Source organism: Pseudomonas moorei, assembly GCF_008801475.1.
GTDB lineage: Bacteria > Pseudomonadota > Gammaproteobacteria > Pseudomonadales > Pseudomonadaceae > Aquipseudomonas > Aquipseudomonas moorei.
On the sequence record NZ_VZPP01000009.1, the window covers coordinates 218,019 to 238,370 of the forward strand.

A 20,352-nucleotide genomic window follows, 5' to 3' on the forward strand; every position below is an offset into this window, starting at 1 on the left:
TTACAGATTTGTCCCGCAGCTAAAAAGAATAATGCCTACAGGAGTGTTCACCGTGAGCCGCCTGCTATTGAACTGCGACATCGGCGAGAGTTTCGGCAACTGGACCATGGGTCTGGACGCCGAGGTCATGCCCTTTATCGATTGCGCCAACATCGCCTGCGGCTTCCATGCCGGCGACCCGAGCATCATGCGCAAGACCGTCAGCCTGGCCCTCAGCCATGGCGTACAGATTGGCGCCCATCCCGCCTATCAGGACCTGGTGGGCTTCGGCCGCCGCTCCATGGCCTACGCTGCTCAGGAACTCCAGGACATCCTGCATTACCAGATCGGCGCCCTCGACGGCATTTGCCGGGCGCAGGGTGGTCGGGTCAGTTACGTCAAACCCCACGGCGCGATGTACAACGACATGATGGCCAACCCGGCGCAATTGCGTGCGGTGTTGCAGACCGTGGCCGCTTATGACCGCAGCTTGCCGTTGATGTTGATGGCCACCCGCGACAACAGCGCCGCGCAGCGGATGGGCGATGAATACGGCGTGACCCTGTGGTTCGAAGCCTTTGCCGATCGCGCTTACGACAGCGCCGGCATGTTGGTATCACGGCAACTGCCGGGCGCGGTGCACCACGATCCGGAGAAGATCATCGAACAGGCGTTGATCATTGCCTGCGGCGATCCCCTCACCGCCAGCGACGGCAGCGCCTTGCATTTGCAAGCCAACACCCTGTGCGTGCACGGCGACAACGCCAGTTCGGTGGCCGCCGTGCAGCGCATTCGCGAGGCCTTGAATCAGCAGAGCGCGTCATGAAACTGCGGGTGGAAGTGGTCGCGCTGGATTGTTTGATGGTGCGTTTGTTCGATGAAATCGCCGAAGCCAACATGCCGTGGATGCTCGCTGCCAGCGAAGGTCTGCGCCGCGCTTTCGGTGAACATCTGATCGATCTGGTGCCGTCGTACACCACGTTGATGGTGCATTACGACCTTGTCGCGATGAGTCCGGCCCAGGCACGGGAGTTGATTGCCGAGGCCTTGATCGATCTGTCGCCCAACGCGCGAACCCACGGCACCTGTCATGTCCTGCCCGTCTGGTACGACTTGAGCGTCGGCCCGGAGCTGAGCCTGTTGTCACAGCGCAGCGGGTTGACAGTGGCAGAGGTGATCCGTCGGCACAGCGAGCGTGAATATCAGGTGTTCGCCCTGGGTTTCGCACCGGGCTTCGCCTTCATGGGACTGGTGGAGGAGGTGCTGGCCGCGCCACGTCTGAACACACCACGCAAAAAGGTCGCCGCTGGCAGTGTTGGCATCGCTGAACGGCAAACGGCGGCCTATCCGGTGGTGTCGCCAGGGGGCTGGAACCTGATCGGTCGCACGCCGGCCAAGCTGTTCGACCGTCACCGCGACGGCTACAGCCTGATGCAGCCGGGCGACACCGTGCGTTTCGAAGCGGTGGGGCACGCCGAGTTCATCAACCTGGGCGGTGATGACACGCCACTGGAGGGCCAGGCATGAGCCGTCTGAAGATTGAAGCCAGTACGCCGCTGTGCCTGTTGCAGGATGCCGGGCGCTTTGGCGTGCGACACCTGGGCGTGACCCAGGGCGGCGGGCTGGATTGGCGTTCGCTGTCCTGGGCCAATTGGCTGCTGGGCAACAGGCTGGATGCACCGGTGATCGAAATCACCCTCGGCGGGTTCACAGTGGTGGCCGAGGATGATTGCGTGCTGGCGCTGGCGGGTGCCGATCTTGGCGCGCAGCTGGACGGTGAGGCGCTGGCGCCGTGGCGCAGCTTCAGGCTGCACAAAGGTCAACGACTGCAATTCACCCAGCCGTTGCTCGGTGCCCGGGCCTATCTGGCCGCGCCGGGCGGGTTTGATGCGCCGAAGGTGTTGGGCAGCAGCGCGACGGTGGTGCGCGAAGCGCTCGGTGGACTGGATGGCATGGGCCGGCCGTTGGGCAAGGGTCAGTCGCTGAGCTATTCGGGAAACTCGGTGATGCTGCTGCGGGAGTTGTCGGCGGATCAGCGTCCGGATCTGCAGCTGGATGCGCCGCTGGACCTGGTGCTGGGGGCGCAAATCGGCGAGTTCAGTGGCCAGAGCCTGTTCGATGCGTTCAACAACCCATGGCACCTCGACAGTCGCGCCGACCGGATGGGCATTCGCCTGTTGGGCACGCCGTTGCAGTATCAGGGCAAGCCAATGATTTCCGAAGGCATCCCGCTGGGCGCCGTTCAGGTGCCACCGGACGGGCAGCCGATCGTGCTGCTCAATGATCGGCAGACCATTGGCGGCTATCCACGATTGGGGGCGTTGACGCCATTGGCACTGGCGCGGCTGGCACAGTGTCTGCCGGGGGCGAAGGTGCGGTTGCGGCCGGTGGTGCAGGACGTGGCGCATCGCGAGCAGGTCGAGTATTTGAGCCGGTTCAGTTGACCCTTGCAGGAGCTGGCAAGCCAGCTCCTGCAGAACAACCGGATTACTTGGACAGAAACCGCATCCCTTCCTCCAACCCGCGAAGGGTCAGGGGATACATCTGGTCCTCGATCAAGTCCCGCACAATGTTGGTCGAGGAGGTGTAGCCCCAGGTGTCTTTCGGATACGGGTTGATCCAGATGAGCTTCTTGAACTTCTCCTTGAACCGCTGCATCCACACGTAGCCGGCTTCTTCGTTCCAGTGCTCGACACTGCCGCCGGGCTGGGTGATTTCGTAGGGCGCCATGGCAGCGTCACCGATGAAGATTACTTTGTAGTCGGCGCCGTACTTGTGCAGCACGTCCTGGGTCGAAGTGCGCTCGGAAGTGCGGCGCATGTTGTTCTTCCACACCGATTCATAAATGAAGTTGTGGAAGTAGTAGTACTCCAGATGCTTGAACTCGGTCTTGCAGGCCGAGAACAGCTCCTCGCAGACTTTCACATGGGCGTCCATCGAACCGCCGATGTCGAACAGCAGCAACAACTTCACTGTATTGCGCCGCTCTGGACGCATCTGGATGTTCAGCAGGCCGGCGTCCTTGGCGGTGTGATCGATGGTGCCATCGATGTCCAGTTCTTCCGCTGCACCCTGACGGGCGAACTTGCGCAGGCGGCGCAGGGCGACCTTGATGTTGCGCGTGCCCAGTTCCACCGAATCGTCGAGGTTCTTGTATTCGCGTTGATCCCAGACCTTGACCGCCTTGCCCTGGCGCTTGCCGGCATCGCCGACCCGGATCCCTTCCGGGTTGAACCCGCCTGAGCCGAACGGGCTGGTGCCGCCAGTGCCGATCCACTTGTTGCCGCCGGCATGGCGTTCCTTCTGTTCTTCCAGGCGCTTCTTGAATTCTTCGATCAGCTTGTCCAGACCGCCGAGGGACTGAATCGCCGCCCGCTCTTCATCGGTCAGCGATCGTTCGAATTCCTTGCGTAGCCAGTCTTCGGGGATCAGGGCCTGCAAATGGTCGTCGAGTTTTTCCAGGCCGTTGAAGTACGCCCCGAAGGCCCGGTCGAACTTGTCGAAATGCTTTTCGTCCTTCACCAGGATCGCCCGGGACAAGTAATAGAACTCGTCCATGTCGGCGAAGGTCACGCGCTGTTTCAGCGCGTTGATCAGGTCCAGCAGTTCGCGCACCGAGACCGGGACCTTGGCTGCGCGCATTTCATTGAACAGATTGAGCAGCATGGCATTTGCCCCAGATGATCAACGACTGCCGCGACGGCTCATGAACGCCAGGCGCTCAAGCAGTTGCACGTCCTGTTCGTTTTTCACCAAGGCACCGGCCAGCGGCGGGATGGCCTTGGTCGGATCGCGTTCACGCAGCACGGCTTCACCGATATTGTCGGCCATCAGCAGTTTCAGCCAATCCACCAGTTCGGAGGTCGATGGCTTCTTCTTCAGGCCTGGCACCTTGCGCACGTCGAAGAACACGTCGAGCGCTTCGCTGACCAGGTCTTTCTTGATGTCCGGGTAGTGCACATCAACGATTTTCTGCAGCGTGACGCGGTCAGGGAAGGCGATGTAGTGGAAGAAGCAGCGGCGCAGGAAGGCGTCCGGCAGTTCTTTTTCGTTGTTGGAGGTAATGATGATGATCGGGCGTTTCTTGGCCTTGATCGTCTCGTCGATCTCGTAAACGTAGAACTCCATCTTGTCGAGTTCTTGCAGCAGGTCGTTAGGGAACTCGATGTCGGCCTTGTCGATTTCGTCGATCAGCAGGATCACCCGCTCTTCGGATTCGAAGGCTTCCCAGAGCTTGCCCTTTTTCAGGTAGTTGCGCACGTCGTGGACCTTGTCTACGCCCAGTTGCGAATCACGCAGGCGGCTGACCGCGTCGTACTCGTAGAGGCCCTGATGAGCCTTGGTGGTGGACTTGATGTGCCAGGTAATCAGCTTGGCGCCAAAGGATTCGGCCAATTGTTCGGCGAGCATGGTCTTGCCGGTGCCCGGTTCGCCCTTGACCAGCAACGGCCGCTCCAGGGTGATGGCGGCATTGACCGCCAGCTTCAGGTCATCGGTGGCGACGTAGGCCTGGGTGCCTTCGAACTTCATCTGCTAATCCTCGAACGGTAACGCCGACCTGAACGAGGCAGGGCGGGGCGCAATAAATGGTCAGCCCCGACTATAACGCGGTGCCCGGTCAACTGTGAACGCAGACGGCTTATTCAGTCTCTGAATGGAGCGTCACATCTTGACCTGGTCGCGGCGGTTGCCGGGCAACGTCTATTCACTGTCGAGTTCTGGCTATCAACCGGCGTCCGGCTTGGGTCTTTCATAGCGGGCGTTGAATGCCTGAATGAATCCATTGCGTAAAATCTGCAAAAAAGCCTGAAACGCACTGACATCTTGCTGATGTACGTTGCCACTGAGTTCAACCCGGGTGGCAAACTGGTTCTTGCCCTGGTTTTTCAGCACGGTCTCGGAACCACCGACAATGGCCTCCCAAATGGAGCGAAAAATCCCTTTGTCCTTGTTTTCCACATCTTGCTGCCAGTTGAACACGTCGACATCCCTGAGCAGCGGTTTGATATAGCCCGTCAATTTGGCGTTTTTGGCCTGCGCTTCGATGACCACATCGCCATGGCCGGCGTTGAAATCGAACTTGCCGTAGGCCGAAGCGAAGTCGTTCATGCGTCTGAGTTCGATGTCCTTGGCCCGCAGGCGAAATTCGAAGTTTTCGAAATTGCTCAAGGGGTCGAAGGTTGCGCTGGTTTCCAGTGGCGCTTGCCCCAGCAACAGGGCTTTTCCTTCGAAGCGGGCGTCGCGTTTGCCTTTGGTATCCACCACGTTGGTCAGGTTGTAGATGCTGGCATTGACCTTGGTGGCATCCATGTTCACCGGTGGCTTGGAATTGAAGTTGCGGAAGCTGATCTTGCCATCGTCAATTCGCACTTCGTTCAATGTGATCGGCAGCAGTTTGCCCAGTTGGGCGCGCCAGTCGGTGCCTCGACCCGTTTGTGAGTTCTGCTTGTTGGCTCCGCCATCGACGAAGTTCACCTCAGGGTTGATGAACTGCACCCGTGCGACCACCGCATGGTCGTACCAGAGCGAATGCCAACTGACCGCAAGGTCGATCAACGGTGCATTGACGAACGGCACCGGCACCTTGCCGTCGACTTTGACGATTTTCAGCCCGTTGATTTTGTAGGCGCCCCGCCATAAGGCCAGGTCGACGTCAGTGATCTGACCGCGGTAATCGCCCATGTCCGCCAACTTGTCATTGAGGTAATCGCGCACCAGGTAGGGCAGGGCGATGTGCAGGGCAACCAGCAGCACGACAAGGCCTGCGAAGGTCCACAAGGGCCAGCTGTATCGACGTTTCATGATGGCAATTCTCTGGCGATCTATAGCGATTGACTGCGGTGGCCCGCGGACGTTCGCCTGACTGGACGCCCACGACCAACAGGCATACCTTTGTGCGCTTATCCAAATGCTGTAGTAAGGACCCAGTCATGAGCCGCATTTTCGCTGACAACGCCCATTCCATCGGCAATACGCCGCTGGTACAGATCAACCGTATCGCCCCGCGCGGTGTGACCATTCTGGCCAAGATCGAAGGGCGCAACCCCGGTTATTCGGTCAAGTGCCGCATTGGCGCGAACATGATCTGGGACGCCGAAAGCACCGGCAAACTCAAGCCTGGCATGACCATCGTCGAACCGACCTCCGGTAACACCGGCATTGGCCTGGCCTTCGTTGCCGCGGCCCGTGGCTATAAATTGATGCTGACCATGCCGGCGTCCATGAGTATCGAGCGTCGCAAGGTGCTCAAGGCGCTGGGTGCCGAACTGGTGCTGACCGAGCCCGCCAAGGGCATGAAAGGCGCCATCGAGAAAGCTGGCGAAATAGTGGCTAGCGATCCGTCGAAATATTTCATGCCGGCGCAGTTCGAAAACCCGGCCAACCCGGCCATCCATGAAAAAACCACCGGCCCGGAAATCTGGAACGATACCGACGGCGCTGTCGATGTGTTGGTGGCAGGCGTCGGAACCGGTGGAACCATCACCGGCGTTTCGCGGTACATCAAGAATACCCAGGGCAAACCGATCATCTCGGTCGCGGTTGAGCCGGTGGTGTCGCCGGTGATCAGCCAGGCGCTGGCCGGTGAAGAGATCAAGCCGAGCCCGCACAAGATCCAGGGCATTGGTGCCGGTTTTGTGCCGAAGAACCTGGACCTGTCAATGGTCGACCGGGTGGAGTTGGTCAGCGATGAGGAATCCAAGGCCATGGCCCTGCGCTTGATGCAGGAAGAAGGGATTTTGTGCGGAATTTCCTGCGGAGCCGCGATGGCGGTGGCCGTCCGGTTGGCCGAAACCCCGGAAATGCAGGGCAAGACCATTGTGGTGATCCTGCCGGATTCCGGTGAGCGTTACCTGTCGAGCATGCTGTTCAGCGATCTGTTCACCGAGCAGGAAAATCAGCAGTAACAGCCTGGCGCCGGATGGTTGTGCCGCAGGGACGCGCTTCCTGACATCGCGGGAGGCTGATTCAGGTCAGCGAATGTTCAAGTGGCTTGTGCTAAATAAGGCATTTATTGCGCAATCCTAAACACTGAATGTCGAATCCCGCGGGTGTTTACCGAGGTCGGTAATGTTTATCATGCCGACTGCCGCGCCGGGTGAAGGGCGTTGTGCAAAAGTGTCTATTTCCAAGGAGTTGTTGATGACCTTTTCCTTTGCCGCGAAAGCGTCATTGTTGCTGCTGTTTCTGGGTAGCACCCTCTATGTGCATTTGCGTGGCAAGGCACGGTTGCCGGTGTTGCGTCAGTTCGTCAATCATTCGGCGCTGTTCGCACCCTACAACGCCCTGATGTACCTGTTCTCCGGCGTGCCGTCGAAACCTTACCTGGATCGCAGCAAGTTCCCTGAACTGGATGTGCTCAAGGACAACTGGGAAGTCATTCGCGACGAAGCGATGCACCTGTTCGACGAGGGCTACATTCGTGCCGCCGAGAAGAACAACGACGCCGGTTTCGGTTCGTTCTTCAAAAAAGGCTGGAAGCGTTTCTACCTCAAGTGGTACGACAAGCCATTGCCGTCGGCCGAACTCCTGTGTCCGAAAACCGTGGAGCTGGTCAGTCGCATTCCCAACGTCAAGGGCGCGATGTTTGCGCTGTTGCCGGGCGGCAGTCACCTCAATCCGCATCGCGACCCGTTCGCCGGTTCCCTGCGTTATCACCTCGGCCTGTCCACGCCGAACTCCGACGATTGCCGCATTTTTGTTGACGGTCAGGTGTACGCCTGGCGCGACGGTGAAGACGTGATGTTCGATGAAACCTACGTGCACTGGGTCAAGAACGAAACCGAGAAGACTCGCGTCATCCTGTTCTGCGACATCGAACGACCGCTGAGCAACCGTCTGATGACCCGTATCAACCGTTCGGTCAGCGGCTTGCTGGGGCGGGCAACCGCGCCGCAGAACCTTGACGACGAGCGCGTCGGCGGGATCAACCAGGCCTACGCCTGGAGCAAGAACTTCAGTGACAAATTCAGCGGTGCGGTTAAGCAGTGGAAGCGCCGCAACCCCAAGGCCTACCGAGTACTGCGCCCGGTATTGGCGGTGGTGGTGCTGACATTGTTGGGGTATTGGCTGTTTGGTTGAATAATCCTGCAGGAGCCGGCAAATCGGCTCCTGCAGGGATCGCTCGTTTCACCAATACCAAGTGGAAAAATCCAAGAGGTTCGGACGACAACCTCGACGCTTTACCTTCAACGCAACTTATTGCAATTGATGTCTCGCGCTGGTTATAGTCGGCGCACCGTGAGTTTCAGCACTCACATGTTCACCCCTCAAGAAAAGATCGGCCCATGCCTGCATCCCTCATCAACGCGGTAGTCGATTCAGCGGTCAACGCTGGCGTCGTGCCGTGCGGGAATCAGCAGCCGGGGCAGATCAGTCATTACCCCCCTCCTGTCAGTCGCACGCCAGTGTGCGCGGTGGTCTCGCCGCCAGGTGTTGGCATTTCGGGCTGATCAGCGTTTTCTGCTGCTCCCCTGTGCCTGCCTGAAAAAAACAACTGAATTTCAGCTACGGCTGAATTGGCTTTTTGCCTGACTACAGGTGGTATTCATGTTTGTCCTTTCGAAAAAGTCCGCGCTCGCGGCGGTTTCCACGAGTCTGTTCGTCCTGCTGTGGAGCAGCGGGGCGATCTTCTCCAAATGGGGGTTGGCTCACGCATCGCCCTTTGCCTTTCTGTTCATGCGCTTTGTCATTGCCTTGTGCGGCTTGATCCTGCTGGTGCCCTTGCTCCAACTGAAGTTGCCCAAGGGCGGCAAGCCGATGCTGTATGCCATGGCCACCGGGGTGGTGTTGTTGGGGGCTTATCAGATTTTCTATCTGCTGGCTCTGGACTTGAAAGTCACCCCAGGGGTGATGGCGACCATCATGGGCGTGCAACCCATTCTCACCGTAGTGATCATGGAGCGTCAGCGCTCGGCCAGCCGGATGTTCGGCCTGTCGCTTGGTCTCGCCGGGTTGATCATGGTGGTCTACCAGGGCATCGGCCTGGCCGGCATGTCGCTGGCCGGGATGCTCTTCGGGTTGCTGGCGCTGGTGAGCATGACCTTCGGCTCGATCATGCAAAAGCGCATCACCGATAATCCCCTCGGCACGCTGCCGGTGCAGTACCTCGCCGGATTACTGCTCTGCGGGGTCTTTGTGCCGTTCCAGCCGTTCCACTTCGAGCACAGCAGCGGGTTCATCGTGCCAGTGTTGTGGATGGGCCTGGTGGTCTCGGTATTGGCAACGTTGCTGCTCTACCGCTTGATCGCCCGGGGCAATCTGGTGAACGTCACTAGTTTGTTTTACCTGGTGCCGGCGGTGACGGCGGTGATGGACTATCTGTTTTTCGGTAACCGCCTGGCACCGCTGAGCATGCTCGGCATGTTGCTGATCATTGTCGGTTTGGTGTTTGTGTTCCGTAAGACGGCGTAAATATGAGCAGGCCCGGAGTGTTGCTCCGGGCCTTTTTCATTTGGCCAGCGCATGCTCCGCCCGCACCGAATTCATGAACGCCTGCATCGCCGATGACTGAATGCGATGCCGTCGGGTGATCAATCCATAGGGTGGCAGCCGCGCCTCGAACTTGATCGGCAGCACTGCCAGCAGATCGCGGCCGGGATAGTCTTCGACCACGGACACCGGCGTGACGCCGAGCATGTCGGTCTGCTGGATCAGGGACAGCAACGTCATGATCGAGGTGGTTTCGACGATGCTGCTGGGAATGTCGACCCGGGCGTTGTGGAACACTTGATTGATGATTGCGCGCATCGGGCTTGGGTGTTGTTGCAGCACCCATGTCATGTTTTGCAGTTCGGCCCAGCTCAGTTGCGTGGCTTTCGCCAGTGGATTCTGCGCACCGGAGATCACGCACAAGGCCTCTTCGCCGAGGCTGTCGAACAGCAACTCTTCAGCCCGCGCTCCGGCCGGAATCCGCCCCAGCACGATGTCCAGTTGATCCTGCAACAACGCCTGCACCAGTACGTCGCTGGTGTCGACCTGGATGCTCATGGACAACCGGGGGTGGCTTTGTTTCAGGGTCGCGATGGTGCGGGTCAAGAGTCCCGAGGCCAGTGCCGGAATGGCGCCGACCGCGACGCGGCCCAGGTTGCCGGATTCGAGCGCGACCAGTTCTTCGCGCATGCCGCTGAGCTCGGCGAACACCATGCGCGCGTAGTAGATGACGGTTTCTCCGAACGGGGTAGAGCGCATGCCCCGGGGCAAACGCTCGAAGAGTTCGACGCCGAGCAGGTCTTCGGCTTCGTGCAGCATTTTGGTCGCTGCCGGTTGAGTCATGCCGATGTGATCGGCGGCGCGGCGCAACGAACCGAATTCCTGCAACGCCAGCATCAGCCGCAGTTGGCGCAGACGCAGACGACTGTGGATTACATTGGCATCAGGAATTCGGGTCATGGGCCGCACTCGCAAAAAAGACTGCGGCAAGCCTGACAACAAATGTCAGGCGTTGCCAGCATTGCTGTGTCACAGCACCGATTTTGCTTTGGCGACATGGGTTTTGCGCAGGCCCATCAGGGTTCCGAATGCCTTGGAAATCAGCGGCCAGAACAGCATCAACAGCGCTGCCGTGGTCAGGCTGCCCACCAGCGGGTTGGACCAGAAAATCCCCAGGTGGCCGTCTGAGAACAGCATCGACTGACGGAATGCATCTTCAGCCTTGTCGCCCAGTACCGCCGCCAGCACCAGCGGTGCGATCGGGTAGCCGAGTTTCTTGAACAGATACCCCAGTGCGCCGAAGCCCAGCATCAGCACCACGTCGAAGAACGAGTTGTGCACCGAGTAGGCACCGATGGCGCAGACCATGATGATGATCGGCGCAATGATCGAAAACGGAATGCGCAGGATCGAGGCGAACAGCGGCACAGTGGCCAGCACCACGATCAGGCTCACCACGTTGCCCAGGTACATGCTGGCGATCAGGCCCCAGACAAAATCGTGCTGCTCGACGAACAGCGTCGGGCCGGGGTGCAGGCCCCAGATCATCAAGCCGCCAAGCATCACCGCCGCGGTCGCCGAACCGGGAATGCCCAGGGTCAGCATCGGCAGCAGGGCGCTGGTGCCGGCGGCATGGTCGGCGGTCTCCGGGGCGATCACGCCTTCGATTTCGCCTTTGCCGAAGTTGTCGCGGTTCTTCGAGAAGCGCCGCGCCAGGCTGTAGCTCATGAACGAGGCGGCTGTCGGTCCGCCAGGCGTGATGCCCATCCAGCAACCGACCAGGGTGCTGCGCACAATGGTCCACCAGTAGCGGGGCAACTTGGCCCAGGTGCGCAGGATCACCATCGGCGTGATGCGCGCGTGTTCGCCACGGAACACCAGGCCCTCTTCCACGGTGCAGAGAATTTCACCGATGCCGAACAGGCCGATCACCGCGACTTCGAAGCTGATGCCGGTCATCAAAATCGGCTGATCGAACGTCAGGCGCAGGTTGCCGGACACGGTGTCCATGCCGACCGCCGCCATGGCGAAGCCGATCATCATCGCCACCACGGTTTTCAGCGGTGGGTTCTTGCTCATGCCGATGAAGGTACAGAACGCCAACAGGTACACCGCGAAGAACTCCGGCGAACTGAACGACATGGCGAACGCGGCGATCCTGGTCGAGAGGAAGGTCAGCAGCAACACCCCGCACAGGGCACCGATCAGGGCCGAGCTGAACGCGGCGGTCAAGGCTTCGGCGGCGCGACCTTCACGGGCCATCGGGTAGCCGTCGAAGGTGGTCGCCACCGATGAGGGCTCGCCGGGAATGTTGAACAGGATCGAGGTGATCGAGCCACCGAACAACGCGCCCCAATACATGCACGACAGCAAAATGATCGCCGACACCGGCGACATGGTGAACGTCAGTGGCAACAACAGCGCCACGCCATTGGGGGCGCCGAGACCGGGCAACACGCCGACCAGAATGCCCAGCAACACGCCGATCACCATCAGGCCGATATGGCCCGGGGTCAGGATCAGGTTCATGCCTTGCAGCAGGGAATCGAATTCGCTCATTTGAAATTTCTCCCGGCCAGGGCAATCCAGTCGCCCATGGGACCGGCATCCAGGGGCACCTTGAACCACAGTGCGAAAATCAGGTAGCTGGCCAGCACCGCGCCCAGGGAAACCGTGCCGATCATCCACTTGCCGTAAGGCTTGGCGCGGACCTTGTCACGCCACATGAACCAAGCGATGAAACAGGCCGAAGCGACATAAATACCCGTGAACGGCATCGCGCCAACGAACAGGGCGATGGGCACGAACACCGACAGCACTTGCTTGAACGCGCTGCGGCTGACGAATGCAATGCTCAGGGCTTGCCAGCGCACCAGGGTCAACACGCCGTTGGCCACGCTCGCGGCGCTCAGCATCAGGCCGATGTAGAACGGAAAGTAACCCGGCTCGGGGCCGGCATCGCCCCAGCCGATACCTTGTTCGACGCTGCCGAACATCACCACCGCGCCGATCAGGGCGGTGAACACCGCCAGGCCGAGTTCGACCCAGCGGGTGCCGACCAGCGCCGGTGAATTCGAAGAATGAGACATGAACACACCTCCAGCAGATGACGGCCGCCCGCAGGCGAACGGCCGTGACAACTTTAGTTTTTCAGCCAGCCGGCTTCTTTGAATACCGGCGTGACGCGGGCGGTGTCTTTTTCGATGTAGGCGGTCAGTGGCTCACCTTCGAGGAAGGTCGGCACCAGCGCGTTCTGCTTCACGTACGCCTTGAACTCATCGGTCTGGGTGACTTTGCGCATCAGTTCGACATAGAAGGCGCGTTGCTCGGCGGTGATGTCGCCCGGCATGAACACGGTGCGCGGGAAGCGGTACTGGTCGATGCCAAGGCCCTGTTCGTGGCAGGTCGGCACGTCGGCCCAGGATTTATCGCCAGCGACTTTCTCGGTGTAGCTCATGCGCTCCTTACTGAATACGCAGAGCGGTTCGACCTGGTCGCCGCGCCATTGGCTGATGCTTTCGCTGGGGTTGTTGACGTTGGCGGCGATGTGTTTGCCGGCCAGTTGAGTCGCGGCTTCACTGCCGCTCTTGAACGGGATGTATACCAGTTTGCTGTTGTTGGTCTGGTTGAGCAGCAGGGTCAGGGTCTGGTCGACGTCCTTGGACTGGCTGCCGCCCATGCGCAGGTTTGATGGGTCGGCCTTGACCGCTTCATAGAAGCCTTTGGCGTCCTTCCACGGTGCGTCTTTGTAGCTCCAGAGAATGAAGTCATCCTCGGCCACGGCGGCAATCGGCGTCAGCTCTTGCCATTGATAGCCGAGCTTGGAAACCAGCGGCAACAGGTAGATGTTGTTGGTGCCGATCACCAGTTTTTCGGCATCGCCCTTGTTCATCTTCATGTCGAGAAAGGCTTCGGCGCCATTGCCGCCGCCCTTGTTCAGGACGATGGTATTCACATCGAGCAGCTTGTGGGTGGTGATGATCGACTGGATCAGGCGACCGAGCTGGTCGGTGCCGCCACCGGGCCCGCCAGCGACGACGATTTCGACGTTCTTGTCCGGTTGCCAGGCGGCGTGAGCGAGAGCGGGGAGTGCGCCGGCGGCGATCAGTGTGCAGCCAAGAAACAGACGGGATGTGCGACGGACGAATGCATTTCGCATGGAAGGGCCTCGTTTTTGTAGTTGTTATGAGTGGCTTGTCTGAGCGGTAAAGCCGCAAGCCTGGCCTGAGTGTGGGAAGCCATCGCCGCCGCGTCTAGTCAAAACAATACATATACCGATAGCCTGGGGTTATAGGTCGGCAAACGAAGCAGGATCTTTGTAGGAGCAAGCCGGCTCCGGGCGGCGATTTGACGATGGACTCAAGGGCAACGCGTCACGTCAGCAAGCCCGCGTTATCGTTAACGTCCATCGCGAGCAGGCTCGCTCCTACAAAAAAGCATGCGTGGCAGCGTTGAAAGGTCGTTGAAAGCAGGTCATGACATAACTCGAGGCTATCGCCCGATTTCAAGTTTTGATTAGACGGTTATCGCTGGGCCTTCGATAGTGCTCACCAACAAACGCGGCACAACGTCTGCATCTCCACAAAAATAATAAATGAGAGGTACGCACCATGGCTCGTCCCAGTGCTTCCCTGCATCTGCCCGGCGCAGATGTCCAGCCAGTGTCAGCGACAGCACCCCTGACCGGTGTCGCCAAGGCCAGCAATGTGCGCTGGCGGATTTTCGCGATCATCTTCGCCTTGACCATGGTCAACCTGATCGATCGGGTGTCGCTGTCGATCGCGATGCCGACCATTGCCCATGAATTTTCTTTGTCGCCCAGCATGCAGGGGCTGATCCTCAGCAGTTTTTTCTGGCCTACGCCCTGCTGCAGATTCCAGGTGGCTGGATGATCGATCGCTTCGGGCCGCATCGGGTCATCAGTTGGTCGACCGGTTTGTGGGGAACGTTCCAGGTGTTGGCGGCGTTTGCCACCGGTGGACTGTCACTGCTGTTTGCCCGTGTGGCGCTGGGGGCATCGGAGGCGCCGTTGTTTCCGTCCGGCGGCAAACTGATTTCCTTGTGGCTGGCGCCGAGCGAACGCAGCCGCGGCGCGGTGCTGATGGACAGCGGCAGCCCGCTTGGTGTGGCGCTGGGCGGGTTGATCATTGCCTATCTGATTGCTTCGCTGGATTCGTGGCGCCTGGCATTCGTCATCGCCGGCATCGCAACGTTGGTACTGGCCTGGCTGGCGCGGCGTTATCTGCGCGATGACCCGGCCAGTCACCCGCAGGTCAATGCCCGGGAGCTCGAGAAGATCAACGCCGGGCGCGCCACGCCGGCCGCCGAAGCGGCCCGTGCGCCGGTCAAGGGCCTGGGCATCGCCGCTCGTTCCCTGAGCGGTTTGCTGATTGGTCGGGCCAGTTGGGCAATGGTGTATTTCGGTCTGCTGACCTGGGGGCCAAGTTATCTGTCCCAGGCTCGCGGCTTCGATATCAAGGGCATTGGCGCGGCGACCTTTGTGATCTTCATCTGCGGGGCTCTGGGTTCGTTGACCGGTGGTTTTCTCTGCGATGGCTTGATCCGCAGAGGCGTCAGTCGTGGTGTGGCGGTCAAGAGCCTGCTGGCGTTTTCCGGTCTGGTGGCCCTCGGCGCGTTCCTGCTGCTGCCGACCTTGAGTAATCCTTTTGCGGCGGTGGCGCTGTTGGCCATGACCGCGTTTTTCTTGATGTGGGGCAGTCTCTACTGGAGCTTCCCGGCGCTGCTGGCGGCACCGGCGCGGGTCGGCCTGATCGGCGGCGTGATGAACATGGCCGGCAGTACCGGCGGTATCGCGGTGCCGATTCTGGTCGGGGTGATTGTGCAAATGGCCGGCGGCTTTGCCCCGGTGCTCGGCTTCTTCGCGGCGTGTTCGGCGGTATTCGTGCTGGCTACCTTGTTCATCAGCCTTGACGAGGTGCGTCATGACTAAGTTGTGGGACGGTCCGATCATCGATGCCCATCATCACTTTTGGGACCCTTCGATCAATGACCACCCTTGGTTGGCGCCAGAGGCCAATATTCCGTTCCGCTACGGCGATTACAGCGCGATCAAGCGCCGCTACTTCCCCGAGGATTATTTCGCCGATGCCGGTACTCACCGGGTGGTGCAAACGGTCTATGTCGAGACCGAATGGAACCCGCAGGACCCGATTGGCGAAACCCGATTCATCGAGCAACTGGCGGCTCGCTACGGCGTGCCCAACGCGATCGTCGCGCAAGCCTGGCTGGACCGGCCCGACGCCATCGCCGTGCTGACCGAACAGGCCGCCTTCAAATGCGTGCGCAGTGTGCGGCACAAGCCCGGCGGACCAACGTCGCCGGAACAGGTCGGGCATCAGCGCAGCCTGATGAGCGATGAGTACTGGCGCCGCAGTTACGCCGCGCTCGAAGGCTTGGGTTTGCATTTCGATTTGCAGACCCCCTGGTGGAACCTGCACGAGGCCGAACGGCTGGCCCGGGATTTTCCCGGCATTACGCTGATCCTCAACCATGCCGGTTTACCTAGCGACCGCAGCGCCGAAGGCCTGGCGGGCTGGCGCCTGGCGATGGCGCGGCTGGCCCAATGGCCCAACGTGCAGGTCAAGATTTCCGGGTTGGGGCAGGGCGGGCAAAAGTGGCGCGCCAAGGACAACGCCTGGATCGTGCGCGAAATCATCGCCATGTTCGGCACAGATCGGGCGATGTTCGCCAGCAACTTTCCGGTCGATAGCCTGTGTGGCTCGTTCGACGACATCTACAGCGGTTTCAAATCCATCGTCGCCGATCTGCCGACGGCCGATCAGGAGCGACTGTTCTACAGCAACGCGCAGCGCATCTATCGCTGCGAGCCTTGCGCCATTGACCGGGCGTGGACTGAACCCTTGAGGAGTGAAGCATGAACAAGACAACCATCGCCATGGTCCTGGGCGACCCGGCGGGCATCGGCCCGGAACTGATCGCACGTTTGCTCGGCGAGCCCGAAGTGCGTCGCCAGGCCAATGTGATACTGATCGCCGATGAAGCGGAAATGCGTCGCGGCATGCGCATTGCCGGGGTTGAGTTTCCTTATCGTCGCGTCGAATCTCTGGATCGGTTGGAGTTCAACGATGACACGCCGCTGTTCTACGATTTTCGCGGGGACACCATCGGTGAATTTCCACGTTGCGAGGCCAGCGTCATCGGCGGTCGCTACAGCCTCGACACCCTGGAAATCGCCCTGCGCCTGACCGAGGCCGGGACCACCAACGCGGTGCTGTTCGGGCCGCTGAACAAGACGTCGCTGCACATGGCCGGCATGGCCCATAACGACGAGCTGCACTGGTTCGCCGAGTTGCTGGACTTCCACGGACCGTTCTGCGAATTCAACGTGCTCGACAACCTCTGGACCTCGCGGGTGACCTCTCATGTGGCCCTGTCCGAAGTCCCGGGCATGCTCAGCCAGGAGCGGGTGGTGGAAGCGATCCGACTGATCGATACCGCACTCAAGCGCAACGGCCTGGAAAAACCGCGCATCGGCGTGTGCGGGCTGAACCCGCATAACGGCGACAACGGCTCGTTCGGCCGCGAAGAGCTGGACATCATCGGCCCGGCTGTACGCTCGGCCCAGGCGCAGGGAATCGCGGCGGAAGGCCCGTATCCGGGCGACACGATTTTCCTCAAGGTCCAGGGCGATGCCAACGCCTTCGACGCGGTCGTCACGATGTATCACGACCAGGGGCAGATCGCGATCAAGCTGATGGGTTTCTCCCGTGGCGTCACGGTGCAGGGTGGCTTGCCGATCCCGATCACCACTCCGGCCCATGGCACCGCGTTCGATATCGCAGGGCAGGGCAAGGCCAACGTCGGCGCGACCCGCCAGGCGTTCGAAATTGCCTGCCGGATGGGCGGCAACCGCTACTGACCCAATGCAATTTCCCTGTGGAGCCTGCTCGCGAAGAGGGCATGTCAGTCGATATTTATGCCGCCTGACAGATCGCCATCGCGGGCAAGCCCGCTCCCACAGGTCTTTGGATCGATCACAAAATCAAGTAATACCTTCGGACTTGTGGGAGCTGGCTTGCCAGCGATGGCGGTCTGACAGACGTCTTTGATGTGACTGTCAGGCCGCCATCGCGAGCAGGCTCGCTCCCACAGTTTTTTGTGTGTGCCTGATAACCCTATCCTGGCAAAAACAGCCTGAATCGATCACCTCAGGTTATCGCCGGATACGCATAAGTGATTATCCGCATCCCTTTGTGCTGGCTAAAGTCGCTCCATCGAATGAACGCAACCGGTCACTTTCCGGCCACTGCATTCAGGCGAATGACAATTACAAAAAGCCTGCCTTGTCACTTCCGCAAGGCACATACCGGCAGCAAAGGAACACGCCCATGACCCGTCCAGACTCCGCCCTGGCTCTGACCAGAGCCATCTCCAAAAGCCGGCTGCGCTTGCTGCCGTTCCTGATCCTGATGTACATCCTGGCGTTCATCGATCGCTCCAACGTCGGCTTCGCCAAAGCGGCCCTGCAGGCGGACACCGGGCTGGGTGACGCCGCGTTTGCCTTCGGTGCGAGTATCTTTTTCATCGGTTACGCGTTCTTCGAAGTGCCGAGCAACTACATGCTGCACCGTCTCGGCGCCAAGGTCTGGCTGTGCCGGATCATGGTCACCTGGGGCCTGGTGTCGGCGGCGATGATGTTCGCTCACAACGCTCAAACCTTCTACGTCTTGCGCTTCCTGCTCGGTGTGGCCGAGGCGGGCTTCTTCCCCGGGATCATCCTCTATCTCACCTACTGGTTCCCGGCGCAGAGCCGCGGTCAGGCGCTGGGGCTGTTCTACTTCGGCCTGCCACTGGCACTGGTGCTGGGCAGTCCGTTGTCGGGCTGGTTGCTTGACTTCCATGGCGTGTTCGGCCTGACCAACTGGCAGTGGCTGTTCGTGGTCGAAGGCCTGATGGCATCGGTGATCGGCATCGCTGCGTACTTCTATCTGGTCAACCGTCCGGCCCAGGCCACCTGGTTGAGCGTGGAAGAAAAGCTCGCGCTGGAGAAAGCCCTGGCCGACGAAGACGCACAGAAAAAAGACAGCAGCCCCCACGGGTTCCTCAGTGCCTTGCGCAACCCTCGGGTACTGCAATTCTGCGTGGCCTATTTCACCATCCAGATGAGTGTGTATGGCGTGGTGTTCTACCTGCCAACGCGGATCGCCGGGTTGCTCGACGGGCACGTCGGTTTGAACGTCGGCCTGATCACTGCGATCCCGTGGATCTGCGCCCTGATCGTGACCCGCATCGTCACCCGTTACGCCGACCGCACCGGCCAGCACCGTCGCCTCGCCGTGTGCATGCTGACGATGGCCGCCCTGGGTATCGCCGCTTCGGCGCTGGGCACCAGCATGGTGCCAGTGGTCCTTGCGTTCTGCTTTGCCGCTGCCGGTTTCGTCTCGGTGCAGCCGCTGTTCTGGACCATTCCCACCAGCTACCTCAGCGGTGCCGCCGCAGCCGGCGGGATCGCCCTGATCAATTCTCTGGGCAACCTCGGTGGCTTCGTCGCGCCGAACCTGAAAACCGTGATGGAAACCTCGTTTGCAGACCCTCGTGCCGGCATGTTCGCCCTGGCCCTGGTCGGCATTTTCGGCGCCATCCTGCTGTCCCGGCTTCGCACCACCCACACACCAAAATCCCCCTCGCAGCTCACACCGGCTCAGGTTGGCTGATCACCGCGTTAACAAGGAACTGTATTCATGAAAATCAAAGCGATCCGTACCCGCGTTTTCGAGTGGAAAGGCAAAGTCGTCCCGCCACAAGCGCACTTCTGCACCAACGCCAGCGACATCCTGTTCGAACGCGGCGACGCCATGGGCTCGTTCCGTTTCCACGGCTGGCTGGTGGTGGAAGTCGAGACCGACACCGGTCTTGTCGGCATCGGTAACTGCGCCCTGGCACCACGTGTGGCCAAGGAAATCATCGACACTTACCTCGCGCCGATTGCCATTGGCGAAGACCCGTTCGACAACGAGTACATCTGGCAGAAAATGTACCGCCAGAGCCACGCCTGGGGCCGCAAAGGCATCGGCATGGCGGCGATCTCGGCGATCGACATCGCGATCTGGGACATCATGGGCAAAGCGGTGAACAAGCCGGTGTTCAAGTTGCTCGGCGGTCGCACCAAGGAAAAGATCTGGACCTACGCCTCCAAGCTCTACGCCAATGACAATCTCGACCTGTTCCTCGAAGAAGCCCAGGGCTATCTGAGCCAGGGTTTCACCGCGCTGAAAATGCGCTTCGGCTACGGCCCGAAAGACGGCCCGGCAGGCATGCGTCGCAACATCGAACAAGTGCGCGCCCTGCGTGAGCTGGCCGGCCCTGACGTCGACATCATGCTCGAATGCTACATGGGCTGGACCCTGGAATACGCCCGCCGCATGTTGCCCAAGCTTGCCGAGTTCGAACCGCGCTGGCTCGAGGAGCCGGTGATCGCCGACGACATCGAGGGTTACATCGAGCTGAAGAAAATGGGGATCATGCCGATCTCCGGCGGCGAACACGAGTTCACGTCCTACGGCTTCAAGGACCTGCTGGAACGCCGCGCCGTCGACGTGATCCAGTACGACACCAACCGCGTCGGCGGCATCACCGCCGCGCGCAAGATCAACGCCATGGCCGAAGCCTGGTCGGTGCCGGTGATTCCGCACGCCGGGCAAATGCACAACTACCACCTGACCATGTCCACCACCGCCTCGCCAATGGCCGAGTTCTTCCCGGTGTTCGACGTCGAGGTCGGCAACGAACTCTTCTATTACGTGTTCAAGGGCGAGCCACAACCGGTCAACGGCTACATCCAGCTCGACGACCACAAACCGGGCCTGGGCCTGGAAATCTCCGATGAGTACCTGAGCGACTTCAACATCATCGAATGATTCAAAGGCGCCGCTCACGGGCGGCGCCGTCCACGACTTTCTGGAG

General features: G+C 60.3%; 18 protein-coding genes and 1 pseudogene. 12 read left to right on the forward strand and 7 right to left on the reverse strand.

Going from position 1 to position 20,352, the window contains the following annotated elements; all coding sequences use genetic code 11:
- Nucleotides 1-52: 52 nt before the first annotated feature.
- Genes F7R06_RS18990 through F7R06_RS19000 form a run of 3 tightly spaced genes read left to right on the forward strand, consistent with a single transcriptional unit; the run spans nt 53 to nt 2,423 of the window.
- A complete protein-coding gene (locus F7R06_RS18990) occupies nt 53-805 on the forward strand; it encodes a 5-oxoprolinase subunit PxpA (protein WP_090317540.1) in 753 nt (250 codons plus the stop codon).
- Nucleotides 802-1,506, forward strand: coding sequence for a 5-oxoprolinase subunit B family protein (locus F7R06_RS18995; protein WP_090317543.1), 705 nt, complete (start codon nt 802-804; stop codon nt 1,504-1,506). The genes F7R06_RS18990 and F7R06_RS18995 overlap by 4 nt, the downstream gene beginning before the upstream one ends.
- Complete coding sequence (locus F7R06_RS19000) at nt 1,503-2,423, forward strand: 5-oxoprolinase subunit C family protein (RefSeq protein WP_090317546.1); 921 nt, start codon at nt 1,503-1,505, stop codon at nt 2,421-2,423. The genes F7R06_RS18995 and F7R06_RS19000 overlap by 4 nt, the downstream gene beginning before the upstream one ends.
- 43 nt (nt 2,424-2,466) lie before the next feature.
- On the opposite strand, the gene F7R06_RS19005 is transcribed toward F7R06_RS19000, so the two are convergent.
- The 3 genes from F7R06_RS19005 to F7R06_RS19015 all read right to left on the reverse strand — a co-directional run bounded on the left by F7R06_RS19005 (nt 2,467) and on the right by F7R06_RS19015 (nt 5,781).
- Complete coding sequence (locus F7R06_RS19005; protein ID WP_090317549.1) at nt 2,467-3,645, reverse strand: vWA domain-containing protein; 1,179 nt, start codon at nt 3,643-3,645, stop codon at nt 2,467-2,469.
- Nucleotides 3,646-3,663: 18 nt separating this feature from the next.
- On the reverse strand, nt 3,664-4,509 hold the full coding sequence (locus tag F7R06_RS19010) for an AAA family ATPase (RefSeq protein WP_090317552.1): 846 nt from the start codon (nt 4,507-4,509) through the stop codon (nt 3,664-3,666).
- Between the two features lie 195 nt (nt 4,510-4,704).
- The gene (locus tag F7R06_RS19015; protein ID WP_090317555.1) at nt 4,705-5,781 is read right to left on the reverse strand and encodes a DUF748 domain-containing protein; all 1,077 of its coding nucleotides are present in this window, start codon (nt 5,779-5,781) and stop codon (nt 4,705-4,707) included.
- A 128-nt stretch (nt 5,782-5,909) separates the two neighbouring features.
- Here F7R06_RS19015 and cysK point away from each other — a divergent pair, with 128 nt between their 5' ends.
- From cysK to F7R06_RS19030, 4 genes are all read left to right on the forward strand, one after another.
- Entirely contained in the window at nt 5,910-6,884 is a 975-nt protein-coding gene (cysK, locus tag F7R06_RS19020) for a cysteine synthase A (RefSeq protein ID WP_090317558.1), read from the forward strand.
- A gap of 235 nt (nt 6,885-7,119) precedes the next feature.
- Nucleotides 7,120-8,058: an aspartyl/asparaginyl beta-hydroxylase domain-containing protein gene (locus F7R06_RS19025; RefSeq protein ID WP_090317561.1), complete on the forward strand. Its 939-nt coding sequence runs from the start codon at nt 7,120-7,122 to the stop codon at nt 8,056-8,058.
- 206 nt (nt 8,059-8,264) lie between these two features.
- Nucleotides 8,265-8,429, forward strand: coding sequence for a hypothetical protein (locus tag F7R06_RS30785; protein ID WP_162842363.1), 165 nt, complete (start codon nt 8,265-8,267; stop codon nt 8,427-8,429).
- Between the two features lie 97 nt (nt 8,430-8,526).
- Nucleotides 8,527-9,390, forward strand: a complete 864-nt coding sequence (locus F7R06_RS19030) for a DMT family transporter (protein ID WP_090317564.1) — start codon at nt 8,527-8,529, stop codon at nt 9,388-9,390.
- A 36-nt stretch (nt 9,391-9,426) separates the two neighbouring features.
- Here the strand turns inward: F7R06_RS19030 and F7R06_RS19035 are convergent, their stop codons facing one another.
- The 4 genes from F7R06_RS19035 to F7R06_RS19050 form a co-directional block, all read right to left on the reverse strand.
- Nucleotides 9,427-10,368 (reverse strand): LysR family transcriptional regulator, encoded by a 942-nt coding sequence (locus F7R06_RS19035; RefSeq protein ID WP_090317568.1) that lies wholly within the window; start codon nt 10,366-10,368, stop codon nt 9,427-9,429.
- 69 nt (nt 10,369-10,437) lie between these two features.
- Nucleotides 10,438-11,967: a tripartite tricarboxylate transporter permease gene (locus tag F7R06_RS19040; RefSeq protein ID WP_090317571.1), complete on the reverse strand. Its 1,530-nt coding sequence runs from the start codon at nt 11,965-11,967 to the stop codon at nt 10,438-10,440.
- Nucleotides 11,964-12,497, reverse strand: coding sequence for a tripartite tricarboxylate transporter TctB family protein (locus F7R06_RS19045; protein WP_090317574.1), 534 nt, complete (start codon nt 12,495-12,497; stop codon nt 11,964-11,966). The genes F7R06_RS19040 and F7R06_RS19045 overlap by 4 nt, the downstream gene beginning before the upstream one ends.
- 53 nt (nt 12,498-12,550) lie before the next feature.
- The gene (locus tag F7R06_RS19050; RefSeq protein WP_090317577.1) at nt 12,551-13,567 is read right to left on the reverse strand and encodes a Bug family tripartite tricarboxylate transporter substrate binding protein; all 1,017 of its coding nucleotides are present in this window, start codon (nt 13,565-13,567) and stop codon (nt 12,551-12,553) included.
- Nucleotides 13,568-14,018: 451 nt separating this feature from the next.
- Between F7R06_RS19050 and F7R06_RS19055 the strand changes: the two are divergent.
- The 5 genes and pseudogenes from F7R06_RS19055 to F7R06_RS19075 all read left to right on the forward strand — a co-directional run bounded on the left by F7R06_RS19055 (nt 14,019) and on the right by F7R06_RS19075 (nt 20,306).
- Nucleotides 14,019-15,358, forward strand: a pseudogene (locus F7R06_RS19055) (MFS transporter).
- Complete coding sequence (locus F7R06_RS19060) at nt 15,351-16,307, forward strand: amidohydrolase family protein (protein ID WP_090317580.1); 957 nt, start codon at nt 15,351-15,353, stop codon at nt 16,305-16,307. Before F7R06_RS19055 ends, F7R06_RS19060 begins: the two are co-directional and overlap by 8 nt.
- Entirely contained in the window at nt 16,304-17,308 is a 1,005-nt protein-coding gene (locus tag F7R06_RS19065; protein ID WP_090317583.1) for a 4-hydroxythreonine-4-phosphate dehydrogenase PdxA, read from the forward strand. Before F7R06_RS19060 ends, F7R06_RS19065 begins: the two co-directional genes overlap by 4 nt.
- A gap of 469 nt (nt 17,309-17,777) precedes the next feature.
- Nucleotides 17,778-19,103: an MFS transporter gene (locus F7R06_RS19070; protein WP_090317585.1), complete on the forward strand. Its 1,326-nt coding sequence runs from the start codon at nt 17,778-17,780 to the stop codon at nt 19,101-19,103.
- Between the two features lie 27 nt (nt 19,104-19,130).
- Complete coding sequence (locus tag F7R06_RS19075) at nt 19,131-20,306, forward strand: L-rhamnonate dehydratase (RefSeq protein WP_090317588.1); 1,176 nt, start codon at nt 19,131-19,133, stop codon at nt 20,304-20,306.
- Nucleotides 20,307-20,352: the final 46 nt, after the last annotated feature.

Excerpts from the sequence above, each read along its gene's own strand:
- F7R06_RS18995 (WP_090317543.1), top strand. The coding sequence starts at position 802 with ATGAAACTGCGGGTGGAAGTGGTCGCGCTGGATTGTTTGATGGTGCGT.
- F7R06_RS19000 (WP_090317546.1), top strand. The coding sequence starts at position 1,503 with ATGAGCCGTCTGAAGATTGAAGCCAGTACGCCGCTGTGCCTGTTGCAG.
- F7R06_RS19005 (WP_090317549.1), bottom strand. The coding sequence starts at position 3,645 with ATGCTGCTCAATCTGTTCAATGAAATGCGCGCAGCCAAGGTCCCGGTC.
- F7R06_RS19010 (WP_090317552.1), bottom strand. The coding sequence starts at position 4,509 with ATGAAGTTCGAAGGCACCCAGGCCTACGTCGCCACCGATGACCTGAAG.
- F7R06_RS19015 (WP_090317555.1), bottom strand. The coding sequence starts at position 5,781 with ATGAAACGTCGATACAGCTGGCCCTTGTGGACCTTCGCAGGCCTTGTC.
- cysK (WP_090317558.1), top strand. The coding sequence starts at position 5,910 with ATGAGCCGCATTTTCGCTGACAACGCCCATTCCATCGGCAATACGCCG.
- F7R06_RS19025 (WP_090317561.1), top strand. The coding sequence starts at position 7,120 with ATGACCTTTTCCTTTGCCGCGAAAGCGTCATTGTTGCTGCTGTTTCTG.
- F7R06_RS30785 (WP_162842363.1), top strand. The coding sequence starts at position 8,265 with ATGCCTGCATCCCTCATCAACGCGGTAGTCGATTCAGCGGTCAACGCT.
- F7R06_RS19030 (WP_090317564.1), top strand. The coding sequence starts at position 8,527 with ATGTTTGTCCTTTCGAAAAAGTCCGCGCTCGCGGCGGTTTCCACGAGT.
- F7R06_RS19035 (WP_090317568.1), bottom strand. The coding sequence starts at position 10,368 with ATGACCCGAATTCCTGATGCCAATGTAATCCACAGTCGTCTGCGTCTG.
- F7R06_RS19040 (WP_090317571.1), bottom strand. The coding sequence starts at position 11,967 with ATGAGCGAATTCGATTCCCTGCTGCAAGGCATGAACCTGATCCTGACC.
- F7R06_RS19045 (WP_090317574.1), bottom strand. The coding sequence starts at position 12,497 with ATGTCTCATTCTTCGAATTCACCGGCGCTGGTCGGCACCCGCTGGGTC.
- F7R06_RS19050 (WP_090317577.1), bottom strand. The coding sequence starts at position 13,567 with ATGCGAAATGCATTCGTCCGTCGCACATCCCGTCTGTTTCTTGGCTGC.
- F7R06_RS19060 (WP_090317580.1), top strand. The coding sequence starts at position 15,351 with ATGACTAAGTTGTGGGACGGTCCGATCATCGATGCCCATCATCACTTT.
- F7R06_RS19065 (WP_090317583.1), top strand. The coding sequence starts at position 16,304 with ATGAACAAGACAACCATCGCCATGGTCCTGGGCGACCCGGCGGGCATC.
- F7R06_RS19070 (WP_090317585.1), top strand. The coding sequence starts at position 17,778 with ATGACCCGTCCAGACTCCGCCCTGGCTCTGACCAGAGCCATCTCCAAA.
- F7R06_RS19075 (WP_090317588.1), top strand. The coding sequence starts at position 19,131 with ATGAAAATCAAAGCGATCCGTACCCGCGTTTTCGAGTGGAAAGGCAAA.